18 protein-coding genes are annotated in these 21,044 nt (G+C 61.6%); 2 read left to right on the top strand and 16 right to left on the bottom strand.

Annotated features, from left to right (window positions below; all coding sequences use genetic code 11):
- Positions 1-40: 40 nt before the first annotated feature.
- From ACI2KA_RS15715 to ACI2KA_RS15685, 7 genes are all read right to left on the bottom strand, one after another.
- Positions 41-667 carry a dual specificity protein phosphatase family protein gene (locus tag ACI2KA_RS15715; RefSeq protein ID WP_404503402.1) on the bottom strand — a complete coding sequence of 209 codons (627 nt, stop codon included), beginning with the start codon at positions 665-667 and terminating at the stop codon, positions 41-43.
- Between the two features lie 48 nt (positions 668-715).
- The gene (locus tag ACI2KA_RS15710; RefSeq protein ID WP_404503401.1) at positions 716-1,627 is read right to left on the bottom strand and encodes an inositol monophosphatase family protein; all 912 of its coding nucleotides are present in this window, start codon (positions 1,625-1,627) and stop codon (positions 716-718) included.
- A 69-nt stretch (positions 1,628-1,696) separates the two neighbouring features.
- Positions 1,697-2,812 carry an ABC transporter substrate-binding protein gene (locus ACI2KA_RS15705; protein WP_404503400.1) on the bottom strand — a complete coding sequence of 372 codons (1,116 nt, stop codon included), beginning with the start codon at positions 2,810-2,812 and terminating at the stop codon, positions 1,697-1,699.
- 50 nt (positions 2,813-2,862) lie between these two features.
- Complete coding sequence (locus ACI2KA_RS15700) at positions 2,863-4,011, bottom strand: ABC transporter substrate-binding protein (protein ID WP_404503399.1); 1,149 nt, start codon at positions 4,009-4,011, stop codon at positions 2,863-2,865.
- Between the two features lie 15 nt (positions 4,012-4,026).
- Entirely contained in the window at positions 4,027-5,154 is a 1,128-nt protein-coding gene (locus ACI2KA_RS15695; protein WP_404503398.1) for an ABC transporter substrate-binding protein, read from the bottom strand.
- Between the two features lie 33 nt (positions 5,155-5,187).
- A complete protein-coding gene (locus ACI2KA_RS15690) occupies positions 5,188-6,321 on the bottom strand; it encodes an ABC transporter ATP-binding protein (RefSeq protein ID WP_404503397.1) in 1,134 nt (377 codons plus the stop codon).
- On the bottom strand, positions 6,321-8,174 hold the full coding sequence (locus ACI2KA_RS15685) for an ABC transporter permease (protein WP_404503396.1): 1,854 nt from the start codon (positions 8,172-8,174) through the stop codon (positions 6,321-6,323). Before ACI2KA_RS15685 ends, ACI2KA_RS15690 begins: the two co-directional genes overlap by 1 nt.
- A gap of 517 nt (positions 8,175-8,691) precedes the next feature.
- Between ACI2KA_RS15685 and ACI2KA_RS15680 the strand changes: the two genes are divergently transcribed.
- Positions 8,692-9,678, top strand: coding sequence for a LacI family DNA-binding transcriptional regulator (locus tag ACI2KA_RS15680; RefSeq protein ID WP_404503395.1), 987 nt, complete (start codon positions 8,692-8,694; stop codon positions 9,676-9,678).
- Here the strand turns inward: ACI2KA_RS15680 and ACI2KA_RS15675 are convergent.
- The 4 genes from ACI2KA_RS15675 to ACI2KA_RS15660 are packed head-to-tail and all read right to left on the bottom strand — an operon-like array spanning position 9,675 to position 14,549.
- Positions 9,675-11,318 carry a Na/Pi cotransporter family protein gene (locus ACI2KA_RS15675; RefSeq protein ID WP_404503394.1) on the bottom strand — a complete coding sequence of 548 codons (1,644 nt, stop codon included), beginning with the start codon at positions 11,316-11,318 and terminating at the stop codon, positions 9,675-9,677. The two genes, ACI2KA_RS15680 and ACI2KA_RS15675, sit on opposite strands and share 4 nt — an antisense overlap.
- 49 nt (positions 11,319-11,367) lie before the next feature.
- A complete protein-coding gene (locus ACI2KA_RS15670) occupies positions 11,368-13,053 on the bottom strand; it encodes a metallophosphoesterase family protein (protein ID WP_404503393.1) in 1,686 nt (561 codons plus the stop codon).
- Positions 13,047-13,655 (bottom strand): dual specificity protein phosphatase family protein, encoded by a 609-nt coding sequence (locus ACI2KA_RS15665; RefSeq protein WP_404503392.1) that lies wholly within the window; start codon positions 13,653-13,655, stop codon positions 13,047-13,049. The genes ACI2KA_RS15670 and ACI2KA_RS15665 overlap by 7 nt, the downstream gene beginning before the upstream one ends.
- A 54-nt stretch (positions 13,656-13,709) precedes the next feature.
- Positions 13,710-14,549 (bottom strand): inositol monophosphatase family protein, encoded by an 840-nt coding sequence (locus ACI2KA_RS15660; RefSeq protein ID WP_404503391.1) that lies wholly within the window; start codon positions 14,547-14,549, stop codon positions 13,710-13,712.
- A gap of 292 nt (positions 14,550-14,841) precedes the next feature.
- Here ACI2KA_RS15660 and ACI2KA_RS15655 point away from each other — a divergent pair, with 292 nt between their 5' ends.
- The gene (locus ACI2KA_RS15655) at positions 14,842-15,138 is read left to right on the top strand and encodes a PRC-barrel domain-containing protein (protein WP_404503390.1); all 297 of its coding nucleotides are present in this window, start codon (positions 14,842-14,844) and stop codon (positions 15,136-15,138) included.
- A 124-nt stretch (positions 15,139-15,262) separates the two neighbouring features.
- On the opposite strand, the gene ACI2KA_RS15650 is transcribed toward ACI2KA_RS15655, so the two are convergent.
- From ACI2KA_RS15650 to ACI2KA_RS15630, 5 genes are all read right to left on the bottom strand, one after another.
- Positions 15,263-15,988, bottom strand: coding sequence for an SDR family oxidoreductase (locus ACI2KA_RS15650; protein ID WP_404503389.1), 726 nt, complete (start codon positions 15,986-15,988; stop codon positions 15,263-15,265).
- A 57-nt stretch (positions 15,989-16,045) separates the two neighbouring features.
- Positions 16,046-17,656 (bottom strand): FGGY-family carbohydrate kinase, encoded by a 1,611-nt coding sequence (locus ACI2KA_RS15645; RefSeq protein WP_404503388.1) that lies wholly within the window; start codon positions 17,654-17,656, stop codon positions 16,046-16,048.
- Positions 17,657-17,744: 88 nt separating this feature from the next.
- Positions 17,745-18,476, bottom strand: coding sequence for an SDR family oxidoreductase (locus ACI2KA_RS15640; protein ID WP_404503387.1), 732 nt, complete (start codon positions 18,474-18,476; stop codon positions 17,745-17,747).
- Positions 18,477-18,515: 39 nt separating this feature from the next.
- The gene (locus ACI2KA_RS15635; protein ID WP_404503386.1) at positions 18,516-19,493 is read right to left on the bottom strand and encodes an ABC transporter permease; all 978 of its coding nucleotides are present in this window, start codon (positions 19,491-19,493) and stop codon (positions 18,516-18,518) included.
- The gene (locus tag ACI2KA_RS15630) at positions 19,483-20,985 is read right to left on the bottom strand and encodes a sugar ABC transporter ATP-binding protein (protein WP_404503385.1); all 1,503 of its coding nucleotides are present in this window, start codon (positions 20,983-20,985) and stop codon (positions 19,483-19,485) included. Before ACI2KA_RS15630 ends, ACI2KA_RS15635 begins: the two co-directional genes overlap by 11 nt.
- Between the last annotated feature and the right edge of the window lie 59 nt (positions 20,986-21,044).

Here is a 21,044-nt window from a genome sequence, read left to right as displayed (position 1 = left end):
CGGCCCGCACCAGTCGGTCCGCACCAGGGGCGACCTTGCGTCAATGCGCGGCGTCGATCATCGCGATCCAGCCAGCGGCACGGCGGGCGGCATCCGCAAGCACGGGTTTCGGCGCCTTGTACCATTCGTTTTCCGGCAGTTCGCGCTTCACGCGCACGAAACCGATGGCATCATCCAGCGTCGGAAACTCCGCCGGCAGCGTCAGATGCAGAAAAAGCGCGACGACGGCGACAGAGCGCGAACGGCCACCCCGGCAATTGATGAGCACGTTGCCGCGTTCCCGCCGCGGATAGGACGGCTTGTCGGGCAAAACCTGCTCCAGCGCCGCTCGCAGGATATAATGGGCCGCCACCATCTGGGTATCGGGGTTTCCGGCGCCATCGATCAGGCCGATCTTGTAATAGCGGATTTCGCCCGGCCCATAGACGCTGCCTTCATGATCGGAAACGACCTGTGACTGCTCCACGAAATTGAAGTCGAGATTGACCGCGCAATTGACGACGGTGGTGATGCCGTTCTGGCGCAGAAGAGTAAGGTCGCTCGCACCCTCCTTGCCGGAAATGAACAGATCGACGCCGTAAAGCGGATGCCGCTCATAGATGCGGCTGAGCTTCGGCAATTCGCCGGTTTCCGGCTCTCGGGCTGGGGTCTGTTGCGGTTGCGGCATGTCATCTCTCCATCGGCGCCGATATGGCCGCCGTCATTTATAACGTCTTCAGAACTTCGCGGTCATTTGGTCCAGCCGTATCGCGGCATTGGCGATGCGGCCTTCGGATATGGATCGCGCCACCCGGTTCAATGTCGGATAGCTGGCCCCCTCGCCCGTGGCGATATAGCCGGGGCAGAGGAAATCGGCGGAACCCTCCGCCACCTTTCCGAGGGTCAGCGGCTGATAGGTTCCGCCGGCATTCCTGAGGATGAGAATGGCGGCCGCCACATCCCAGGCATTGACGCCGAAACCGGCCGCCGCATCCGTCCAGCCGGCCGCGACATGGGCGATGCTGAGCGCGGCGCTGCCGGGCCGGCGCACTGTCGAAAAGGTCTCGGCAAGAGTGCCGAAATTGGCGAGCGCCACATCCCGCCCATCCAGCCGGAAATCGCGCGAGACGGGATAGCCGGTGATCAGCGTCGCGCGGGTCTCCTCCGCAACGCTACGGGATTGCAGCCTTTCGCCGTTTAGATGGGAAGCCCTGAGGTCGGCGGAGAACATCTGATCCGCCACGGGATCATAGACCACGCCGGCCACGGTTTTACCGTCGATGACGGCGGCAATGGAGACACACCAGAAGGCAAGGCCGCGGGCAAAATTCGCCGTCCCGTCGATGGGGTCGACATACCATTGCACCGCGCCGTTGCCGATCTGGCCGCCTTCTTCACCCATGATCGCCGAATTGGGCTCCCTTTCGAGAATGACGGCACGGATGGCGGCTTCGGCCCGTTTGTCGTGAATGGTGACGATATCGTGGAGGTCGACCTTGTAGTCCACGGCCATATCGGCGCGAAACGCGGCCAGCAGCGGATCACGCACCGCCCGCGCAGCAGTCTCGGCGATTTCCATCAGCCGCACGGAATGGGCAAGCGCCTCCTCATTTTCAGGTTTCCGTTCGGTCGGGCGTGATGTCTGCATCGGCATATCCAGTCTGTTTCTTCGCATGAAAAGAGGAGGCGGCGCGGCACGGGCCGCGCCAGCCGGGGGTTATTTCCTGTAATGGACGCGCCAGAAATCCTGCCACTCCTCACGCCGGTCGAAATCATCGAGGCCGGTGGCGGAATCGTAGCCCATCAGCCTGTCGGCGACCTTCATCAGCCCCGAAGGCTCGTCAGCCGGCATCCGGATGTCGATATTGGTCGGCAGCTTGCCGTCCTTCATCTGCGGGGCGATGCCCTCTTCCGTCAGGACGTAGTGAATGAAGAGCTTGGCGGCGTTCGGGCTTTTGGTCCTGGAGGCAATCAGCCCCAGCTTGATGTAGGTCCAGCCGACCCAGGGATCGAGGCCGGCGCAGAGGCCGAGCTTGTAACCCTTGTCGGCATTGTCACGGAACTTGGCGGAGCTCAGAAGGCCGAAAAACGGCTGTTTCTGGCCGGGCGCGCCGACGGCCTCCGCCACCGGATCATCACCTTCGGTGGCAAGCGGGCCGTTTGCGGCCATCGCCCCGATCCAGGCGGCTGCCGCCCCCTTTTCCGCCATTTCCTTGCCGGAATGGGCCTTGTAGGCCGCCGCCACCTTTGCATTGCCATGGGCTTCGAGCTGGTTGAACCAATCCGTATAGGTGCTCTTGCTCAAGGGATCGACCATGGCGACCTTGCCTTTCCATTGCGGCTCGGTCAGTTCCCAGATATTCGTCACCGGGCATTTGTCATAGGCTTCGGTATTATAGGCCCAGACATTGGCGTTAGTGGAAATCGCCAGCGGGTTCTGAAACTGCGCCGGGATTTTCGCGGCCATGTCGCTCGGCAGGTAATTCTCGACAAAACCCGCCGGCAGAAGCTGGGCGAGCGCCGAGGGCGCATCGGTGATCAGGACCACATCGCCCTGCACGTTGCCGGACTGGCTTTCGCGGATGATCATTTCCAGCTGGCTATTGGCCGAAACCTTCACCCCCGTCGCCTTCAACCCGTATTTGGCGCTGAACTTATCGGCCATCTCGACGATCTTGCCGGTGCTGTCATAGATATTGATCGGCTTTTCCTGCTTGGCCGCCGCCAGGATCTTATCCAGATCGAAGGCCTCTTCGGCCGCAGCAGTCATGGCAGACAATCCGATCATTGCCGCCGCAATGACTGACGCCGCTCTCAGGTTTGTTCTTTCCATCGTTTCCCCTCCCAAGGAAAAGACAGGCGGGCTTGGCGCCCGCCTTCCGTTTATTTTTTGTAGTTCACCCGCCAGAAATCCTGCCAACCTTCGCGCTTGTCGAGGTCGTCGGCCGCCGTTGCGGCGTCGAACGCCATCAGCTCATCGAGATGATCGGCGACCTTCGAGGGCTCATCCGCCGGCAGGGCGATTTTTGTATTGCCCGAGAGTTTGCCGTCCGCGATCTGCGGCGCGATGCCCTCTTGCGTCATCAGGTAATGCAGGAAAAGCTTTGCCGCATTCGGGCTTTTGGTCTGCCCGGCAATCAGGCCGAAACCGGGATAGAGGAACCCGGAAAAAGGCTTTACGCCGCTGCAAAGACCGAGCTTCAGCCCCTTGGCCTCATTGTCCCGATATTTCGCCACCGAGGTGATGACGAAGAAGGGATCGGCCTGCCCCGGCGCGCCGGCCGCATCCGCCACCGAACTCGAATCCGTCAGCAGCGGGCCGTTTTCGGCAAAGGCCTTCACCCAGGCCGCCGTCGCGCTTTTTTCGCCCGTTTCCAGCTTCTTGCCGTAGAGATCCTCATAGGCCCTGGCGACATCGGCATCGTGGTGGGTTTCGATCTGGTTGAACCAGTCGGCATAAAGCGGCTTGTCGAAGAGATCGAGCATGGCGAGCTTGCCCTTCCACTTCGGCTCCGTCAGCTGCCAGATGTTGGTGACCGGGCATGTCTCGTATTTCTCGGTATTGTAGGTCCAGACATGCGGGTCCGAGACGACCACGAGCGGGTCGCGCAGTCTTTGCGGAATATCGCCTTCGATATCCGGCGGCGTCCAGCTGGTGGCGATGCCTTCCGGCAGAAGCTCGCCCATGGCGGAGGCGAAATCGGTTGCCACGCTTACATCGCCGACGACATTGCCGGCGCGGTGCTCGCGGATCATCAGCTCGACCTGCGTCGCCTCGTTCACTTTCTTGCCGCTCGCCTGTACACCGTATTTGGCGGTGAAGGCCTGTGCGGTATCGACGATCTTGCCGGTCACCGCATAAACGGTGATCGGCTTTTCCTTCTTCGCGGCTTCGATGAGCGCCTCGAGATTAAAGGCGTCCTGCGCATGGGCGGCTCCGCTGAGTGCCAGCGAGAAGCAAAGGCAAAGTGCGGAGGCGGTCCCCCGCCGCCTGCGCTCATCGCCATTCTTGTTCTGAGTAGTGATCGTCACCAAGTGGTCCCCCCGTTATTTTTTGTAGTTCACGCGCCAGAAGTCCTGCCAGGTTTCACGCGCATCCCAGTCGTCGAGGCTGGTCGCCATGCTGTAGGGCAGAATGTCATCAAGAACGGCGCCGATACCCGAAGGCTCGTCGGCGGGCAGGCTCACTTCCTTGTTGGTCGACATCTTGCCGTCGATCGCCTGCGGCGCGATGCCTTCGGCCGTCATGACGTAATGGATGAAGAGCTTTGCCGCATTCGGGCTGTTCGTGCCCTTGGTGATCAGCCCGACGCCCGGATAAAGCCAGCCGACCCAGGGTTTCAGCTCCTTGCAGAGGCCGAGTTTCATGCCCTTTTCGGCGTTGTCGCGGAACTTCGCCGAGCTGACGAGGCCCATGAAGGGCTCCTTCTGGCCGGGAGCGCCAACGGCTTCGGCAGCGGCCGCATCGGCATCGGTCAACAGCGGCGCGTTGGCGGCAAGCGCCTTCACCCAGGCCGCAGTTGCGCTCTTTTCCCCGGTTTCGAGATCCTTGCCGTAAAGCGCCTTATAGGCTGCCTTCACCTCGCCGTCGCCGTGGCTGGCCATCTGGTTGAACCAGTCGACATAGGACGCCTTGCCGAGCGGATCCTGCATCGCCACCTTGCCCTTCCACTTCGGGTCGGTCAGCTCCCAGATGTTGGAAACAGGGCATTTGTCGAAAAGCTCGCTATTATAGGCCCAGACATTGGCGCTGGTGACGACGGTAAGCGGGTCCTGATATTCCGGCGGAATATTGCCGGCCATATCCGGCGGCAGCCAGCTTTCGACAAAACCGAGCGGAATGAGCTGCGCCATCGCTGCGGGCGCGTCGCTGATGATCGAAACGTCGCCCTGAATATTGTTGGCGCGCGCCTCGCGGATGATCATTTCCAGCTGGGCCGAGGCCTTGACCTTCGCGCCCTCGGCGCCGACGCCGTATTTTGCGGCGAAGTTCTTCGCCATTTCGACGATCTTGCCCGTGCTGTCATAGACGGTGATCGGCTTTTCCTTTTTCGCCGCCTCGATCAGGGCATTGAGGTCGAAGGGCTCTTCCGCTCTCGCCGCACCGCCAAGCGTTGCGGCGATTGCCGTTGCACATAGCAGCCGGCCCAGACCGCCCGTCATAATCCGCTTCATCCTGTTTCTCCTTCAGCCGTCTTTCCGGCGTATTCAGTTGTAGGTGCTGTTGCGCAGAACGGCGTCCGCCTCTGTGATCCGCTGACCCCTGGCGTCAAAGGCGTGCAGGGCCTCGGGCGGCACGTGGAAAAACACGCGGTCGCCGCTGTCGATACGCGGCAGCGAATGGGTGGTCAGGAACAGCGTGTGGTTTTCGCTTCTCAGTTCGAGAATCCAGCTGCCGCCGGTCGGCAGCACGCCCGTCACCGTCATTTCGCCGGCAAAGCTGCCCTGCGGCACATCTTCGGGCTTCATTGCATACCCCATCGCCTCCGGCCGCATGCCGATCGAGGCGATGCCGCGCAGCTGCGGATAACGCGCCGCAAAATAGGCTTCCGCCTTGTCGGCAATATCAGAGACGCCGGGCTGGCCGAAGGTCAGGATATTGATGGGCGGGCTGCCGACGAATTCGGCGACGAAGCGATTGGCCGGACGGTCGTAGATATCGTTCGGCGTGCCCATCTGCTGTAGCGTGCCTTCGTTCATGACGGCGATGGTGGTGGCCAGCGTCATGGCCTCCCACTGGTCATGCGTCACGAAGACGATGGTAGTCTTGAACTCCTTGTGCAGCCGCTTCAGCTCGGCGCGCATTTCCAGCCGCAGCCGTGCATCCAGATTGGAAAGCGGCTCGTCCAGAAGCAGAACGCCCGGATTGACGGCAAGCATGCGGGCAAGCGCCACGCGCTGCTGCTGGCCGCCGGAAAGCTGCGATGGGTAACGATCGCGATATTTGGCGATGTCGAGCGCCTGCATGACGCGCTCGACACGCGCTTCGCGCTCCGCCTTCGGCAGCTTGCGCAGGCGCAGGCCGAAATCCGTGTTGCGCTCGATGGTCAAATGCGGCCACAGCGCGTAGCTCTGGAAGACGAGGCCCATCTCGCGCTTTTCCGGCGGCACGAAGATGCCATCGGTAACGGAATCGATCACCCGGTCGCCGACGCGGATTTCCCCGCCGGAGAGGTTTTCGAGACCGGCGATCATGCGCAGCGTCGTGGTCTTGCCGCAGCCGGAAGGACCGAGCAGGCACATGAATTCGCCGTCGCGGATTTCAAGATCAAGATCGGAGACCGCATTTGCGGAATTCACACCGTAGTTTTTCTGCGCACCGCGCAGGTTGATGGTAGGCATCAGCTTCCAAGTCCTTCTGCAAGATTTGTGCGGGTCAGCTTCTGGGCCAACAGCGTGCCGAAATAGGCGATGGCGGCGATGATCAGCACCACGGCGTTGGCGGCCTGCGTATAGTGGTAATCGACCAGTCGCAGCGAATAGGTGGTCAGAACATCGGTGCTCGGCACCGCGAGGATCACGAAGAGGCTCAAGCCCTTGATGCCCGAGATGAAGGGCAGCAGAACCCCTGTCACCAGCGATCCCTTCTGGATCGGGATGACGATGGAGATCATGCGGCGGAACCAGCCGGCGCCGGCAATCTGCGCCGCCTCTTCCGGGTCCTTTCCAAGCTGCGTCATGGCCGAGATGCCGGCGCGCGAGGCGTAGGGCATCTGGTCGGCGATCAGCGCCAGGATAAGGATCGTCACCGTACCATAAAGCGCCGGCATCGGCCCGCGCGGAACGGCAAACAGCGACAGATAGGCGGCGGCAAAGGCAATGCCGGGCACGAGGTAAGGCAGGAACGTCACCTGGCGCAGATAGACCGACAGGGCGCGCACCGGCGTGCGGATGACGACATAACCGACGAGCAGGCCGAGAATACCCGATGTGAGCGAGGCAAGCCCGACGATCATCATCGTGTTTTTCGCCGCCGCCCAGAGATCGGGGCTTAGGAGCACGCCGGTCTGCAAAGCCACGGTGTTGAGATTGCTGCCGATCCAGTAATCGAGCGTGAAGTTGTCGAGCGTGAATCTGGCCGGCATTTTCATGATGGTCGAAAGCGCCAGCGTCAGAAGCGGCAGACCGACACTCAGGATGAAGATGGCGGCGGCAAAGCCGGTTGCCGGCAGCCGCATTCTGCCGAGGCGGCTCTGCCGGTTCATCGAGCCCTTCGAACCGATGGTTACGAACCGGCGCGCTTCGCGAACGAGGCGGGCATCGATCATCAGCGTGATGATGCCGATGAGCATGATGGAGGCCGCAACGACACCGGCAACACCGGTCTGGCGCGAAGCGATGCTGCGGAACAGCGAGGTGGACAGGACTTCGAACTTCACGGGAAGTCCGAGAACATAAGGCACGCCGAACTCGCCGAGGCATTTTGCAAAGATCAGCACCATGGAAGACAGCAGCGCCGGGCGCATCAGCGGCAGGATGACCTGCAGGGCCACCTGATAACGGTGGGCGCCGAGAATGCGGGCGGAATCTTCAAGCTGCGAATCGAAGCGGCGAAGCGCCGAACCGAACAGCAGGATGACGAAAGGCGTGTAATGCAGCGCAAGGATGATGGTGATCGGGAAACGCCCATAGGCAACCCAGTCCGGTGGTGTGAGGCCGATAGCCTCGAACCAGCCGGGCTGACCGCCAACGGTGCGGTTCTTGAACAGGGTCGTCCAGGCCAGCGCAAAGGTCCAGGCCGGCAGCATATAGGGCACGATCAGCGCAGTGGCGAACCAGCGGCGGCCGAACATGTCCGTCCGGCTGATAAGCCAGGCGAGCACGGTGCCGATGACCAGTGAAAGCGCAATCGCCCCGAAAGCCACCGTCAGCGTGTTGAAGAGCGGCCGCCAGAAAAGATCCGTCGCGACCGGCGAGAAAAACGCCCTGTCGAGATAATAAAGCGTGAGGTCGCCAACATCCTTGCCGAGACGCCGTTCGTGGCCGAACTGGACGCGGACGGCGTCAAGAACGATCGAAATGATCGGAACGACGATCAGATAGGTAAAAAGCAAAGCCGTCAAAACGCCAATCAGCGTCGTCGGCTCCCGGAGCGCGACCTTGAGGCGGTATCGCCATGCCTGCCATGCCGAAGGCGCGGTCGCCGGGGGTCTCCCCAGCGCCTCCGTCTTCGTTGTTTCACTTAAAAGAGCCATTATCTCTCCCCATATGGCCACGCCATTGCCCCGGCACGCCGGCAAGCATCTGCCTTCGCGCAACCTGCAAAACAGGCGGCGCGTGCGTTGACCTTCAGCAATGCATCAATGCTTCTGAAGCGGGTGCCGAACCCGCCAATAACGATGATCCCAGCTCCTCCCGAAAACATCGCCGGCAAAACGGATGTGGAATAAAAATTCCATATCCTGCTCGACCTTGGAATGCATGATCAGTCTTAAAAGGCATTTTGTCAACGAAAAAATGCACACGTGATCACTAACTTATTTATTTGTTTTAAAATGGTTTTTTGTCACAAAACTGTAACTTTTGAACACGGCTGCCGAGAGGAATGTTTTACCTCGCACGAAGATAATGGAATGGATGAGGCGTTTTCACAGGCAAGGCATGATCGGCGCTGCGTGAAGGAGCGGCGTGCAACCGAAAAATTTCGTTTGGAATAGCCGATGCCATATGGCCTGTGGTATCAGGCATAGGATTTCGCAACGGGGGAGTTGAATGGCGAGAGGGTTCGTGACGGCCGAAGAGGTGGCGAAAAAAGCCGGGGTTTCGCGCTCCGCCGTTTCGCGCACGTTCACTCCCGGCGGCAGCGTTTCAAAAGCAGTCCGGCGCAAGGTGCTGAAAGCCGCGCAGGAACTTGGTTATCGCGTCAACCGTCTGGCCCAGGGCCTCAATAATGATCGCTCCAACCTCATCGGGGTCGTCGGCGCCAATCTGAGTTCGCCCTTCATTTCAAAGCAGCTCGATCTGCTCAGTATCGGCCTTCTGCGTCGTGGCCTGCAATGCCTGTTGCTGAATGCGGCGGATGCCCGCAAGGACATCGCACCGCTGATCGAACTTCTCTTCGAGTTCCGCGCCCAGGCGATCGTCGTCCTCTCCGGCGAACCGCCGGCCTCGATCGTCGACGAATGCATCGCCAACGGCGTGCGCCTCATCCTCATCAACCAGCGTCTCGACCGCACCGATACGAACATGGTGCTGAGCGACGATTCCCACGGCGCCGATCTGGCCGCCATGCGGCTTGTGGCGGCGAAATGCCGGAAGGTCGCGGTCATTTCCAGCGGCAGCCAGACCCCGGCGCAGCTGCGCCGCGCCGGCGCCTTCACCCAGCGCATGACGGTGGAGGGGATCGAGGTCGTTCCCTGGTCCGGCGGGCCGACCAGCTATGACAGCGGTTATCTGGCCGGTCGTGAACTGCTGGTGGACAAGACAATCGATGGCGCCTTCTGCGTGACCGATCTTCTCGCGCTCGGCTTCATGGACGCCGCGCGGCTGGAAATGGGCCGCCGGGTGCCGGAAGATCTCTCGATTGTCGGTTTCGACGATATTCCGCAGGCCGGATGGAAGAGTTATCAGCTGACCACCGTTGCCCAATCCTTCGATGCGCTGACCGAGAAGGTCCTGACCGCGCTCGACAGTGACGAGCCGGAAACCCGGCTTCAGGTCGTGCCGGTTTCCATGGTCGAGCGCATCACGGCGCGCTAACCTGCCTGTTTGATGCGGCTTTCGATCAGGAGACCGTTTTCATCGAGGATAGGATGAGCGACGGCGGCGATATGGGCGTTGATGCGTTTGAGATCACGCAACATGTCGAGATGCACGGAGCTGGTCTGGATACTGTCGGCCCGGCCATCGCGCAGGCGTTGCAGATGGCGCTCCGATGACTGTTTTTCGAGGCGGCGCACATCTTCCTTCACCTCCACCAGCCGCCGGGCAAGACCGGCATTGCGGGTGGAAAAAACCGATTGCGCCATGCGGATATTGTCGAGCGTGACGGCGAAAAGACGCTCCAGCTCGCTCTTGCCGTCAGCGGAAAACGTGAGGCCAAGATCGATCTTCTTGGCGATTTCCGGTCGAATGCCCTTCTCGATAATATCGCCGATATGTTCGAGATTGATGGCATATTCGACGATATCCATCGCGCGGCGCTGGTCTTTGCGGCCGAGGCCCTCCTGTCCCACCTTCGAGACATAGACCTTGATGTCATGCTGGATGCGATCGACCCGGCCTTCGAGTGTGCTGATCTCGTTGAGTTTCGCGACATCGCCGTCGCGCATGGCTTCGCTCGCCTGCCGCAACATGCGCTCGATCAGGTCGCCGACCAGCAGGACCTCGCGGCTCGCGCCGGCAAGCGCTGCAACCGGGCGATCGAGATCGTGGCTGTCGAGATAGCTGTGGCCGCTGTCAGCCCCCTGTTTTTCCGGCAGCAGCGCCGTCGTGAGCCGCAAAAGCAACGGCGAAAGCGGCCATGCGATGGCGGCAACGGCCAGATTGAACAACAGATGGGCGTCGACTGCGAGATTGGCGTGTGAGACGGGCGACATATCCAGAAGCGCCGCGCCATATCCGGCAAGAGGCAGGGCAAGAAGACAGCCCGCGGCCCTGACAATGAGGTTGCCGAGGGCGACCCGGCGCGCCGCGACGGGCGCCTTCAGGGTGGCGAGTACCGGCGGCACCGCACCACCGAGATTGGCGCCGAGCACCAGCACGATGACGAGGCTCGTTTCGATGCCGCCGCCGGCGGCCAGCGACAGGATCAGAACGACAATGGCGAGGCTGGAGGATGCCAGCACCGCCAATACGGCGGAAAACACCAGCGCCACCGGCCAGGCATCGCCGAGCATGGTGATGAAGAGATTGAGCGCCGGCGATTGCCTGATGGGATCGGTCGCGGCCGAAAGAAGATGCAGGGACAGCAGCATCAGGCCGACCCCGGCAAGGGCCGCACCGGCTCCCTGCCGGGCAGCCGATCTTCCCCGCAGCAGGATGACACCGGCGAGAATGAGCATAGGCGACAGCCAGCCAAGCCCGAGCGCGACGATCCACGCCGTCATCGCGGTGCCGACATTGGCGCCAAGCAGCACGATCTGTGCCATGGCCGGGGCGATCAGGTCCTTTTCAACGAAGGAGGCGACCATCAGCGCGGTCGCGGTCGAGCTCTGCAGGGCGATTGTCGCCGCGAGACCGGCAAGGAAGGAGCGAAGCCCGCCGCGCGTGCCGGCGGCAAGACCGGTGCGAAGCCTGGCGCCGAAGGCGCGCGACATGCCGTCCTTGATCTGGGCAAGGCCGAAAAGCAGCAGCGCCACGGCGCCGAACAGATTGATGCTGACCACCACAGATTCCATCGGCTCCCCCATTTGCCGGCCCTGCCACCGGCCGTCGCGAGATCTCGGATCAGACCGCTACATGCTCATGCCGCGGCGCGAGCCGAAGCGTGAGATCACGCGGACTGCCTTCGGCACGATCGAGAAACAGGCCAAGCGCACCGAAGAAGATTTCGACAAAACTTTCGACGGACCCATCATGATGATGCGCCTCACGACCGAAACGCGCCGCCAGCGCCCGATAGAGGCAAAGCCGTTCCGGCCGGATGTGCGTCAGCGCCAGACCCGCGCCCTGACGCAGGCAATACCAGTCGGCAATCAGCTCGAACATCGGCAATTCGGAACATGCTGCGATATCATCAAACGAGGGGCTCCCCTCCTGCCCCAGCAGGCCGACAACCTCCTGCACGGTCTTATCAGCGATGGCCGCAACCACGTCGGCCGGCCATTCCTTGATGAAATAGCGATGCCTGATCAGCGCCCGCTTGTGGGCCAGCAGAAAATCAACATAGCGGGCCGCGGCAAACGCCCGGTCCTCCGCCTCGCCGGCCAGCGCCGTTTCCTGCGCGTAGCCCCGGCAGATGCGGCTGTTGACCGGCAGGGCGCCCATTTCCACCGTTTCGACGGCGATCTCCTGCCGCGACGGGTGGATGACCTTGAAGGCAGGCGGAAAGGCGACCAGTGACGGAACGGCGATATTGGTGAGAGAATTCTCGCCTTCACCCCGTCCGGTCACGCCTTCCACATGCAGGTGCCCGCTGAAATGAACCGCAAGCCCGGCCCGGCGCAACGCATCCTCCACCGCCTTGCGCGGTGTGCGGCGCACGACATTGGTTTCGCCGAACAGCGCGCCTTCTGCACCACTTGCACCATCAAAGGGATCCAGCGCCGGATAATGGGAAAAACCGAGCAATGTCTTGCCGAGCGCCTCTGCCCTGTGACGCACATCGGCAATCCAGTCGATGATGAAGGGCTTGCAGCGCAAAAGCGCGTTCCAGCCGCCGGAGGTGCTGTCGGTGAAGGCCGCTTCCTCGCCCGCCTCGAACGCGCCGTCGAGCGGCTCGAAAATATTGGCGTCGATCATCATGAGCCAGAGACCCGGCTCCGGCTCGACAAGATAGGAGGCATCCATCAGCCGATAGACGTTGCGCCCATCGGGCGAGCGCACCTCGTAGAGACGGTCTTCCGACGCATCGGATGTACCGAAAGGCGTTTCCCAATGCAGGTAATCCGGCTGGCGGAAGTAACCGAAGGCTGCCATGGGGCCAAGACCCGCAGGATAACCCTCGCAATACATCCGGTCGCTGACGATGACCCGCTCCCCAGCCCGCCGTGCATCGCTCGAAACGGAAAGGTATCGGCCATTCTCCGTCAGGAATTCCTTGGTATGGTGCCGGCCGCGCGGGCCGAAAATATCGTGGTTGCCGGGCAATGCATAAAAGGCGGTGCCATGGGCATCGCGATGCTGCTCCAGAATGCCCTTCAGCGTTTCGGTGGTCGCCCGCTGGCCGTCATCGGTATAATCGCCAAGCAGCACCACATGGCGAATGCCGCGCTGCCGCACCTCTTCGAGCGCGGCATGCAGCGCATCGGCGCTTTCGTTGAAAACCCGGGTGGATTCGCGTGTGTCCGACCAGCTGCGCATGGTGATGGGCTCACCATCGATCTCAATGCCCGGAAACCCGAAATCGGCGGCCGTGTCATGGAAATGCGCATCGGCGATGACGGCAACGGAGGCAAGCGCACGTGTCAGCATGGTTTTGCGGTCTTTCTGCCTTCCACCATGTCGATCCAGTCGGAAGCACGGCGGGCGGCGGCATAAAGCATGGGTTTCGGCGTCTCGAACCATTCATCCGGCCGCAATTCCCGCCTGGTGCGGATCAGGGAAAGCGCATCGTCAAGGGTGGGGTAAAGATGCGGCTGCTGCTTGTGCAGGAAAAGCGCCACCAGCGAGACGGAGCGGCTGCGGCCGCTGCGGCAGTTGACGAGTACGTTACCGCCATCGGCAAAAGGATAGGTTTCGCGTTTCGGCATGGTCTGGCGAAGCGCGCCGTCAAGAATGTAATAAGCGCCCAGCATCATGGTGTCGGGGCTGCCCTCGCCGTCGATCAGGCCGAGCTTGTAATAGCGGATATCGCCATAACCCACGGCGCGCCTGTCGCCCTCTTCCGCTGGCGCAGCCACGAGATTGATGTCGAGATTGACGGCACAATTGACAACGGTGGTAATGCCGTGCCGGCGCAGGAGCCCGAGATCGCCCGCGCCATCGCTGCCGCCGATATAAAGCGCGGCCTTATGCGGACCAAGCCCCTCCGCAATCAGGCTGATTGCAGGCCGGGCATAAACGGGTCCATCCATTTCATTCCTCCACATGCACGAAGCGCCCGTCGCGGACGGGCCTCCGTCAAAAAATCAGGCCGATGCGGCCCGCTGCCGATCCGACGGCTGCCGCACGGCCAAAACGATATTCGACGCCCTGCTGAGACCGCTCGCAACACCGGCGGCTGCGGCCAGCACCGGCCCGCCATCCTTCAGACTACCGATCTCCAGGAAAGGGCAGACATCGCCGCCAGCTTCGCTGACAAGTAGCAGCCCCGCAAGACAATCCCATGAATTCATGTGCAGTTCGAGATAGCCATCCGAGCGGCCATCGGCCACATAAGCAAGCGCCAGCGCGCCGGAGCCGGCGCGGCGGACATTGGCGCCGATGTCGAGCAGGTTTCTGACGACATCGAGATAGGTGGCATTCGCCACGCGGGTCGACCATCCCATTTCAATCGAGGCGGCATCGAAACGGGCGGTCTCCGCAGTCCTGAGCGGCTGGCCGTTGCGCGTCGCCCCCTCGCCCCGGCGGGCGAAATAAAGCTCGTCGAGGGCGGGATTATAGATTGCGCCGATTTCGGTGCACCCGTTCTCAACATAGGCGATGGAAATGCAGAAATGCGGAATGCCGCGGGCGAAGTTGGCGGTGCCATCGATGGGATCGACCACCCAGACGCGATCGCCGATCTCACCACCGCCCTCCTCACCGAAAAAACTGTCATTCGGGAAACAGGAGGAAATCGCGCTGCGAATATGCGCCTCGGAAGCAGCGTCCGTCACCGTCAGAAAATCCTGCGGCCCCTTCATGGAAAAGCTGCGCGTCGCTTCGCCCTGAAAGCCCTTCAGCACCAGTTCGCCTGCAGAAAGAATAACGCTGCGGCACAGTTCGGCGCGCGCCGCCAATGTATCCGGATAGGGCATCGAATCCATGCGTAATAACCATTTCGATAGCTTGAACACGTGTTCATATTGCACGCGCGTTCATTTTTTTCAAGCGGGATTTTGCATGACCATGCGAAGGCGAATCATGCATTTCGGCAGCGCCGACATTGGAGTATTCATCCCGCTTCACGACATCGGCGCAACTGCCTGTCACACTATGTCGTGCAAAGCTGCGGAGAAGCGCATTTCGAAACGGCGAAGCGCCGGATCGAGCAGACGCGATGGAACGGTTTTACCATGCGTGAGTTCCTGTCTTGCAACCTCAGACAGGAGAAAAACAGTGGATCATAGCAATCACGTACGTCTCGTCGAAACCGAACTGACCCCGTCCATCCTGCAAGGCGCCACCGTCTACGGTGCAGACGACCACAAGATCGGCAAGGTCGACCATGTCCACGGCGTTGGCGCCCATACCACCGCCATCATCGACGTCGGCGGCTTTCTCGGCATCGGCGCAAAGCCCGTGGCCGTGCCGATCAGCGATCTTGATTTCATGCGCGACGAGGACGGCGACGTCCATGCGGTCACCTCATGGACCAAGGACCAGTTGAAGGACATGCCCGAGCACCGCCACTAATTCCGCGGAAACAGCCAGACTGAAACGACAACGGACCTCTCCCTTTTTCGACGCGCGTTGCGCGCGATCTAAAGGGGGAGGTCCGACATTCTATCGGTGATGCCCGGCAAATCCGTGGTGCCGGTCACACCGCGAGGAAACCGCCGTCAACAGGCAGCACGGCTCCGGAAATCATCGCGCTATCGTCGGAAAGCAGCAGTGCAATGCTCCGCGCCACCTCTTCGGCCTCGGCAAAGCGGTTGAGCGGATGGCGAACCATCATTGGCTGGCTCTTGACCGGATCGCTCCATGCTTCCGCCGCCAGTTCGGTGAGGGTGATGGTCGGTGCAACGGCGTTGACGCGGATACCGTGGGGGCCAAGTTCCTTGGCGAGAACACGGGTTGCGCCTTCCAGACCGGCCTTGGACGCCGCATAGCAGAGATGATCCTGAAAACCGCGATGGCCGGCGATGGAGGTGATGTTGACGATTGCGCCGCCGCCACCCTTTGCCACGCGGGCGCGGGCAAATTCCTGGCAGGTGACGAGAGCGGCACGCAGGTTGATGCCCAGCACGGCCTCATAGCCGGCATCGCTCATGTCAAGCACGCTTTCCAGCACGTTGATGCCGGCGCTGTTGATCAGGAAATCGCACGGACCAGCTTCGGCCATGGCGGCGCGGGTGGCGGCGACATCGGCGAGATCGACACGGATCGAACGGCCGCCGATTTCGCTTTTCAGGCTGTCGAGATCGGACTGCGTGCGGCTGATCGCCACCACCTCCGCACCACGCGCAGCCATCAGCAGGGCACAGGCGCGGCCGATACCTTTGCCTGCGCCGGTGATGATGACGGATTTTCCGGAAAACTGCATGAAACCCTCATTATTTTGCGACCGATATGGCCGGATGATCCAAGTTTGTGACACGGCTCAGGAATGGCTGGCGGATCGAATGGCGCGTGCTGCATTCTGGAGCGCCAGAAATGCGTCGTAACGCGACTGATGCACCGTCTGAAATGCAGGATCGGGCGCAGCACAGCTGGCAATACGAGACATGGCGGGCATTGCCGCCATCAGGTCCGGATAGGTTCCGCCTGCAACGGCGCCCAGCATCGCCGAGCCGAGAAGCACGGGTTCCTCGCATTCGCTGAGCTCGACGGGAAGCCCCGTCGCATCCGCCAGCAATTGCCTTGCCAGCGGATGAGCGCCGGCACCGCCGCTGACGCTGATGGTTTCCACCGGCGCGCCATTGCGGGCCTGTGTTTCGATGATCTGGCGAAGCCCGTAACCGAGGCCGAGAAGCCCCGCCACATAAAGCGCGACGAGGGAATCCACACCGGTCTCCATACCGTAACCGGCAATGACCGCGCGGGCATGGGGATCGGCGAAGGGCGCGCGATTACCGAGAAACTCCGGTACCACATGAAAATCTTCGGCGATCTTAGCCGCTGCGGAAACGGATGCGGCGAGGCTGAGCGCGCGGTCGGCGAGCCAGACCGGCAGGGCCTTGCCTTCCTTGTCGGCAAGCGCCTTCGCCTCGGCATAGGCCGGGTGCAATTGCACCAGATAGTCAATGGCCGCACCGGCGGCGGACTGGCCGCCTTCATTCAGCCATGCGCCGGGAACCATGGCGGAATAATAGGGACCCCAGACACCCGGCACGAAGGCGGGGTCAGTGGTGGTGGTCATGGTGCAGGACGAGGTGCCGAAGACATAACCAAGGCATCGCGAAGCATCACCACCGGCAGCCACCGTGCTCACGCCGCCGGCATGGGCGTCGATCAAACCAGCAGCCACGGCAGTGCCCGCCGCCAGACCCATGGCCCTGGCGGCTTCCTCGGTCAGGCCGTGACCCAGCGCCGTGCCGGGATGGACGACGCTTTGGCCAATGCGGCGGAAGCCCTGCTCGGCCAGATCGCCAAGGCCGATCTTGGTGAAATAGTCCGCATCCCAGCGGTTTTCATGGGCGAGATAAGTCCATTTGCAGGTGACCGTACAGGCGGAACGATCGAGCGCGCCGGAAGCCTTCCACGTCAGGAAATCCGTCAGGTCGAAGAAGTGCTCGGCACGGGCATAGATGTCCGGCCTGTTTTCGCTGAGCCACAGAAGCTTCGGCGTCTGCATTTCCGGTGAAATGCGCCCGCCGACATATTTCAGGACGGCATGCTTGCCGGCATTGATGCGTTCAGCCTGCTCGACAGCACGATGATCCATCCAGACGATGATATCGCGCTCGGGATGATCGGCGGCGCCGACCGGCAGGGTTTCGTCATTGGGTCCACGCACGACAAGCGAACATGTGGCATCAAAACCGATGCCGGCAACGTCGGCCGGATCGATGCCGGCGCGGGAAACGCTGTCGCGGACGCTGTCGCACACGGCCTGCCACACCTCTGCACTCGATTGTTCGGCAATGCCGCCATCCTCGCGATGCATGCTGATCGGGCGTTTGGCGGTGGCGAGAAGCTTGCCCGCGACATCGAAGACACCGGCCCGCGCCGAGCCTGTCCCGACATCGACGCCAATCAGATAGGAAGCCATTTGCGATACTCCTCGGAGCGGATCATCCGGTGCTTGAACAGGTTGAAGCGGCGGGACCGGTTCCGATTTCCCCGCCGCTCCTGAAGTCTTAGACGCGGTCGAAGTTGGTCGGCAAGACCAGCATGTCGCGGATGGTGACGGTGCGCTTGCGCGTCAGCATGTAAACGACGGCATCGGCCACTTCGCTCGCATCGATGAGGCTGCCCGATTCCTTGGCCTTGCGGAGGTTTTCCTCCGGCCAGTCGGCCAGAAGCGCCGAGACGACCGGACCGGGAGAGACCTGCGCCACGCGCACGCCGTGCGGGATCATCTGGCGGCGCATGCCCTGCACGAAGCTGGTGATCGCCCATTTCGAGCCCGAATAGACCGGTTCCCAATAGGTCGGGAAGTGGCCGGCGATCGAGCAGGTGACGATGATATCACCGGTCTTGCGCGCCGACATATGCGGCACGACGGCATGCACGTTCTTCATGACCGCGTTGACGTTGAGGTTCAGCATCTTGTCGATGGCTTCGGGCGTCGTTTCGGTGAGATCGCCGCCGATATAGGTGCCGGCATTGCAATAGAGAATGTCGATATGATCGACCTTCTCCAGGATTTCCGGGATCATCGCATTGCAGCTGTCGGCATCGAGCAGGTTCGTCACCTGCGGGACGGCGCGCTCGCCGAGCTTGGCGGCCAGATCATTCAAGGCCTTCTCGTTCCAGTCGACCATGACCACGGTAGCGCCCTGTTCCAACAGCGCTTCCGTTGTGGCAAGCCCGATGCCGGATGCGGCGCCGGTGATGACCGCGATCTTGCCTTGCAGCGATTCAGACATTTAATTCTCCTGCGTTTATGAAGATGTTTCCGGGCCGGCTCAGCGCCATTCGCGCCCGATATAGATGGCCAGCAGGATGATGCCGCCCTTGATGACATCCTGCAGATAGGGGTTGATGCCCATCAGGTTGAGGCCGTTATTGAGAATGCCGAGCAGCACCGCGCCGATGAGCGTGCCGAGAATGAGACCCCTGCCGCCGGCAATCGCCGTGCCGCCGAGAACGACGGCCGCAATGGCATCAAGTTCGAAACCGACGCCGGCATTGGGCTGACCGCTCATCAGGCGGCCAGTCAGAATGAGGGCGGCAAAAGCGGCCGTGACGCCCGAGATGCCATAGACCGCGAGCTTGACGCGCTGGGTCTTCACGCCGGAAAGACGCGCCGCCAGCTCATTTCCGCCAAGTGCATAGACGTGGCGGCCGAAAGCCGTGCGCTGCAACAGCACCCAGGCGATGGCATAAATCACCACCATGATGATGACAGGTACGGGAACGACGCCGATACGGCCGACGCCGAACCATGAAATCCAGCTCGGAATGCCGCTGACCGGGTAACCGCCGGAATAGATGAGGCCGAGGCCACGCGCCATGCCCATGGTGGCGAGCGTCACGATGATGGCGGGCATCCTGCCCCAGGCGACGAGCGCCCCGTTAAAGATGCCGATGCCGAGACCGATGAACAGGCCGGCCGGCAAGGCAATCGCGGGAGACAAGCCGGTATTCACCATCAGGCCGGCCGACAGCGTGCCGATAAGCGCCATAACCGCGCCGACCGACAGGTCAATGCCGCCGGTGAGGATGACGAAGGTCATGCCGACAGCGAGAATGCCGACGACGGACACCTGCCGCAGCACGTTCATGATGTTGTTGAGGCTGAAGAAATTGTCGCTCGCGAGCCCCATCAGGATCGATACGACGATGAGGCCCGCCAGCGGCAGGGCGAGCGGGGAACGCAGCATCGAGCTGAAACTGAAACCGCCCGTTTTCACGGCATTGCCGGTGTTTGCATCAAGCGACATGTTCAACTCTCCCGGTGGTGGCGTTTGTCATTATTGTTTCTGAATTGATGTCGTCTCCCTCGACCGTGGCGACGATGCCGCCTGACCGGAAGACACAGACCCTGTCGGACATGCCGATCACTTCCGGCAGCTCCGAGGAGATCATGATGATCGAATGGCCCCTGGCGGCGAATTCACGCATCAGCGCGTAGATTTCCGCCTTTGCGCCGACATCGATGCCGCGTGTCGGCTCGTCGAAGATCAGCACGCGCATGTCATGGTTCAGCCAGCGGGCGATGACGATCTTCTGCTGGTTGCCGCCCGATAGCGTGTCGACGCGGGCATAGGGTCCCTGCGCCTTGACCTGCACCTGCGCCATGGCCTTCGTCGTGTGCTCCAGTTCCTTCTTGAGGTCGAGGAACCAGTGGGCCTTGCGGTATTTGCGATAATTGTTCAGCGAAATATTCTGCAGGATGGAGAAGCTGGTGATCAGCCCCTCCTCCTTGCGGCTTTCCGGCAAGAGACCGATGCCGCGCATCAGCGCATCATCCGGGCCGGATAAACGCGTATCCGCGCCATCGAGCTTGATCTTGCGGCGCGAGGCCGAATGCGCGCCGAGCATGGCGAGCACCGTTTCCGTGCGGCCCGAGCCGACGAGCCCGGCAAAGCCGAGGATTTCGCCCTTGCGCAGCGCAAAGCGCGAGACGGGGCCACCCTTCTTCAATTGCAGCTCTTCGACTTCGATCACCTTTGCGGCGGAAGGATCGAGCTGCGGTTTGGGCGGGAAACTGGCCTCGATGCGCCGGCCGACCATCATCTCCACCAGACGGTCATTGTCGACCTCCGACGTCAGGCAGGAACCGATAAGTTCACCATCGCGAAGGACAGTGATGCGGTCGCAGATCTCGAATATTTCCTCAAGATGATGCGAAATGAAGATAATCGCCACGCCCTGACGGCGCAGCTCGCGCATGACCTTGAACAGGTGTTCCGTCTCGGAAGGGGTCAGCGTCGCGGTCGGCTCGTCGAGCACGAGGATACGGGCATCCAGCGACAATGCCTTGGCGATTTCGACGAATTGCTGCTGGGCAACGGAAAGGCGATGCACCGGCACGTCTAGCGGCACATCCACGGCCAGACGGCCCATGATTTCTGCGGCGCGTTTGCGCATGGCGCCCTTGTTCAGAAGGCGCAGCGGCCCGCGGATTTCACGGGCAAGAAACATGTTTTCAACAGCGTTGAGATAGGGGATCAGGCTGAATTCCTGAAACACGATGCCGACGCCGGCGGCAATCGCCTCATCGTAATTGGCAAAACGGCGATCCGTGCCGTCGATGCGGATCGTTCCTTCCGAGGGCTGCAGAATGCCGCACAGGATCTTCATCAAAGTCGACTTGCCGGCACCGTTTTCGCCCAGAAGCGCATGCACCTCGCCGGCGCGCGCCTCAAGGTCGACGCCGCGCAGGACTTCGATCTTGCCAAAGCTTTTTCTTATTCCATTCAGTTCCAGCATGTCACCCTCCTCGATGGTCGGGATTTAACCCCGCCCCCATACTAGATGGGGACGGGGCC

The sequence above is a fragment of the Agrobacterium sp. NPDC089420 genome, from assembly GCF_044900305.1.
Taxonomy (GTDB): domain Bacteria; phylum Pseudomonadota; class Alphaproteobacteria; order Rhizobiales; family Rhizobiaceae; genus Agrobacterium.
The sequence above is the reverse complement of the archived record's forward strand: the minus strand, read 5'-3'. Positions and strand labels throughout refer to the sequence as shown.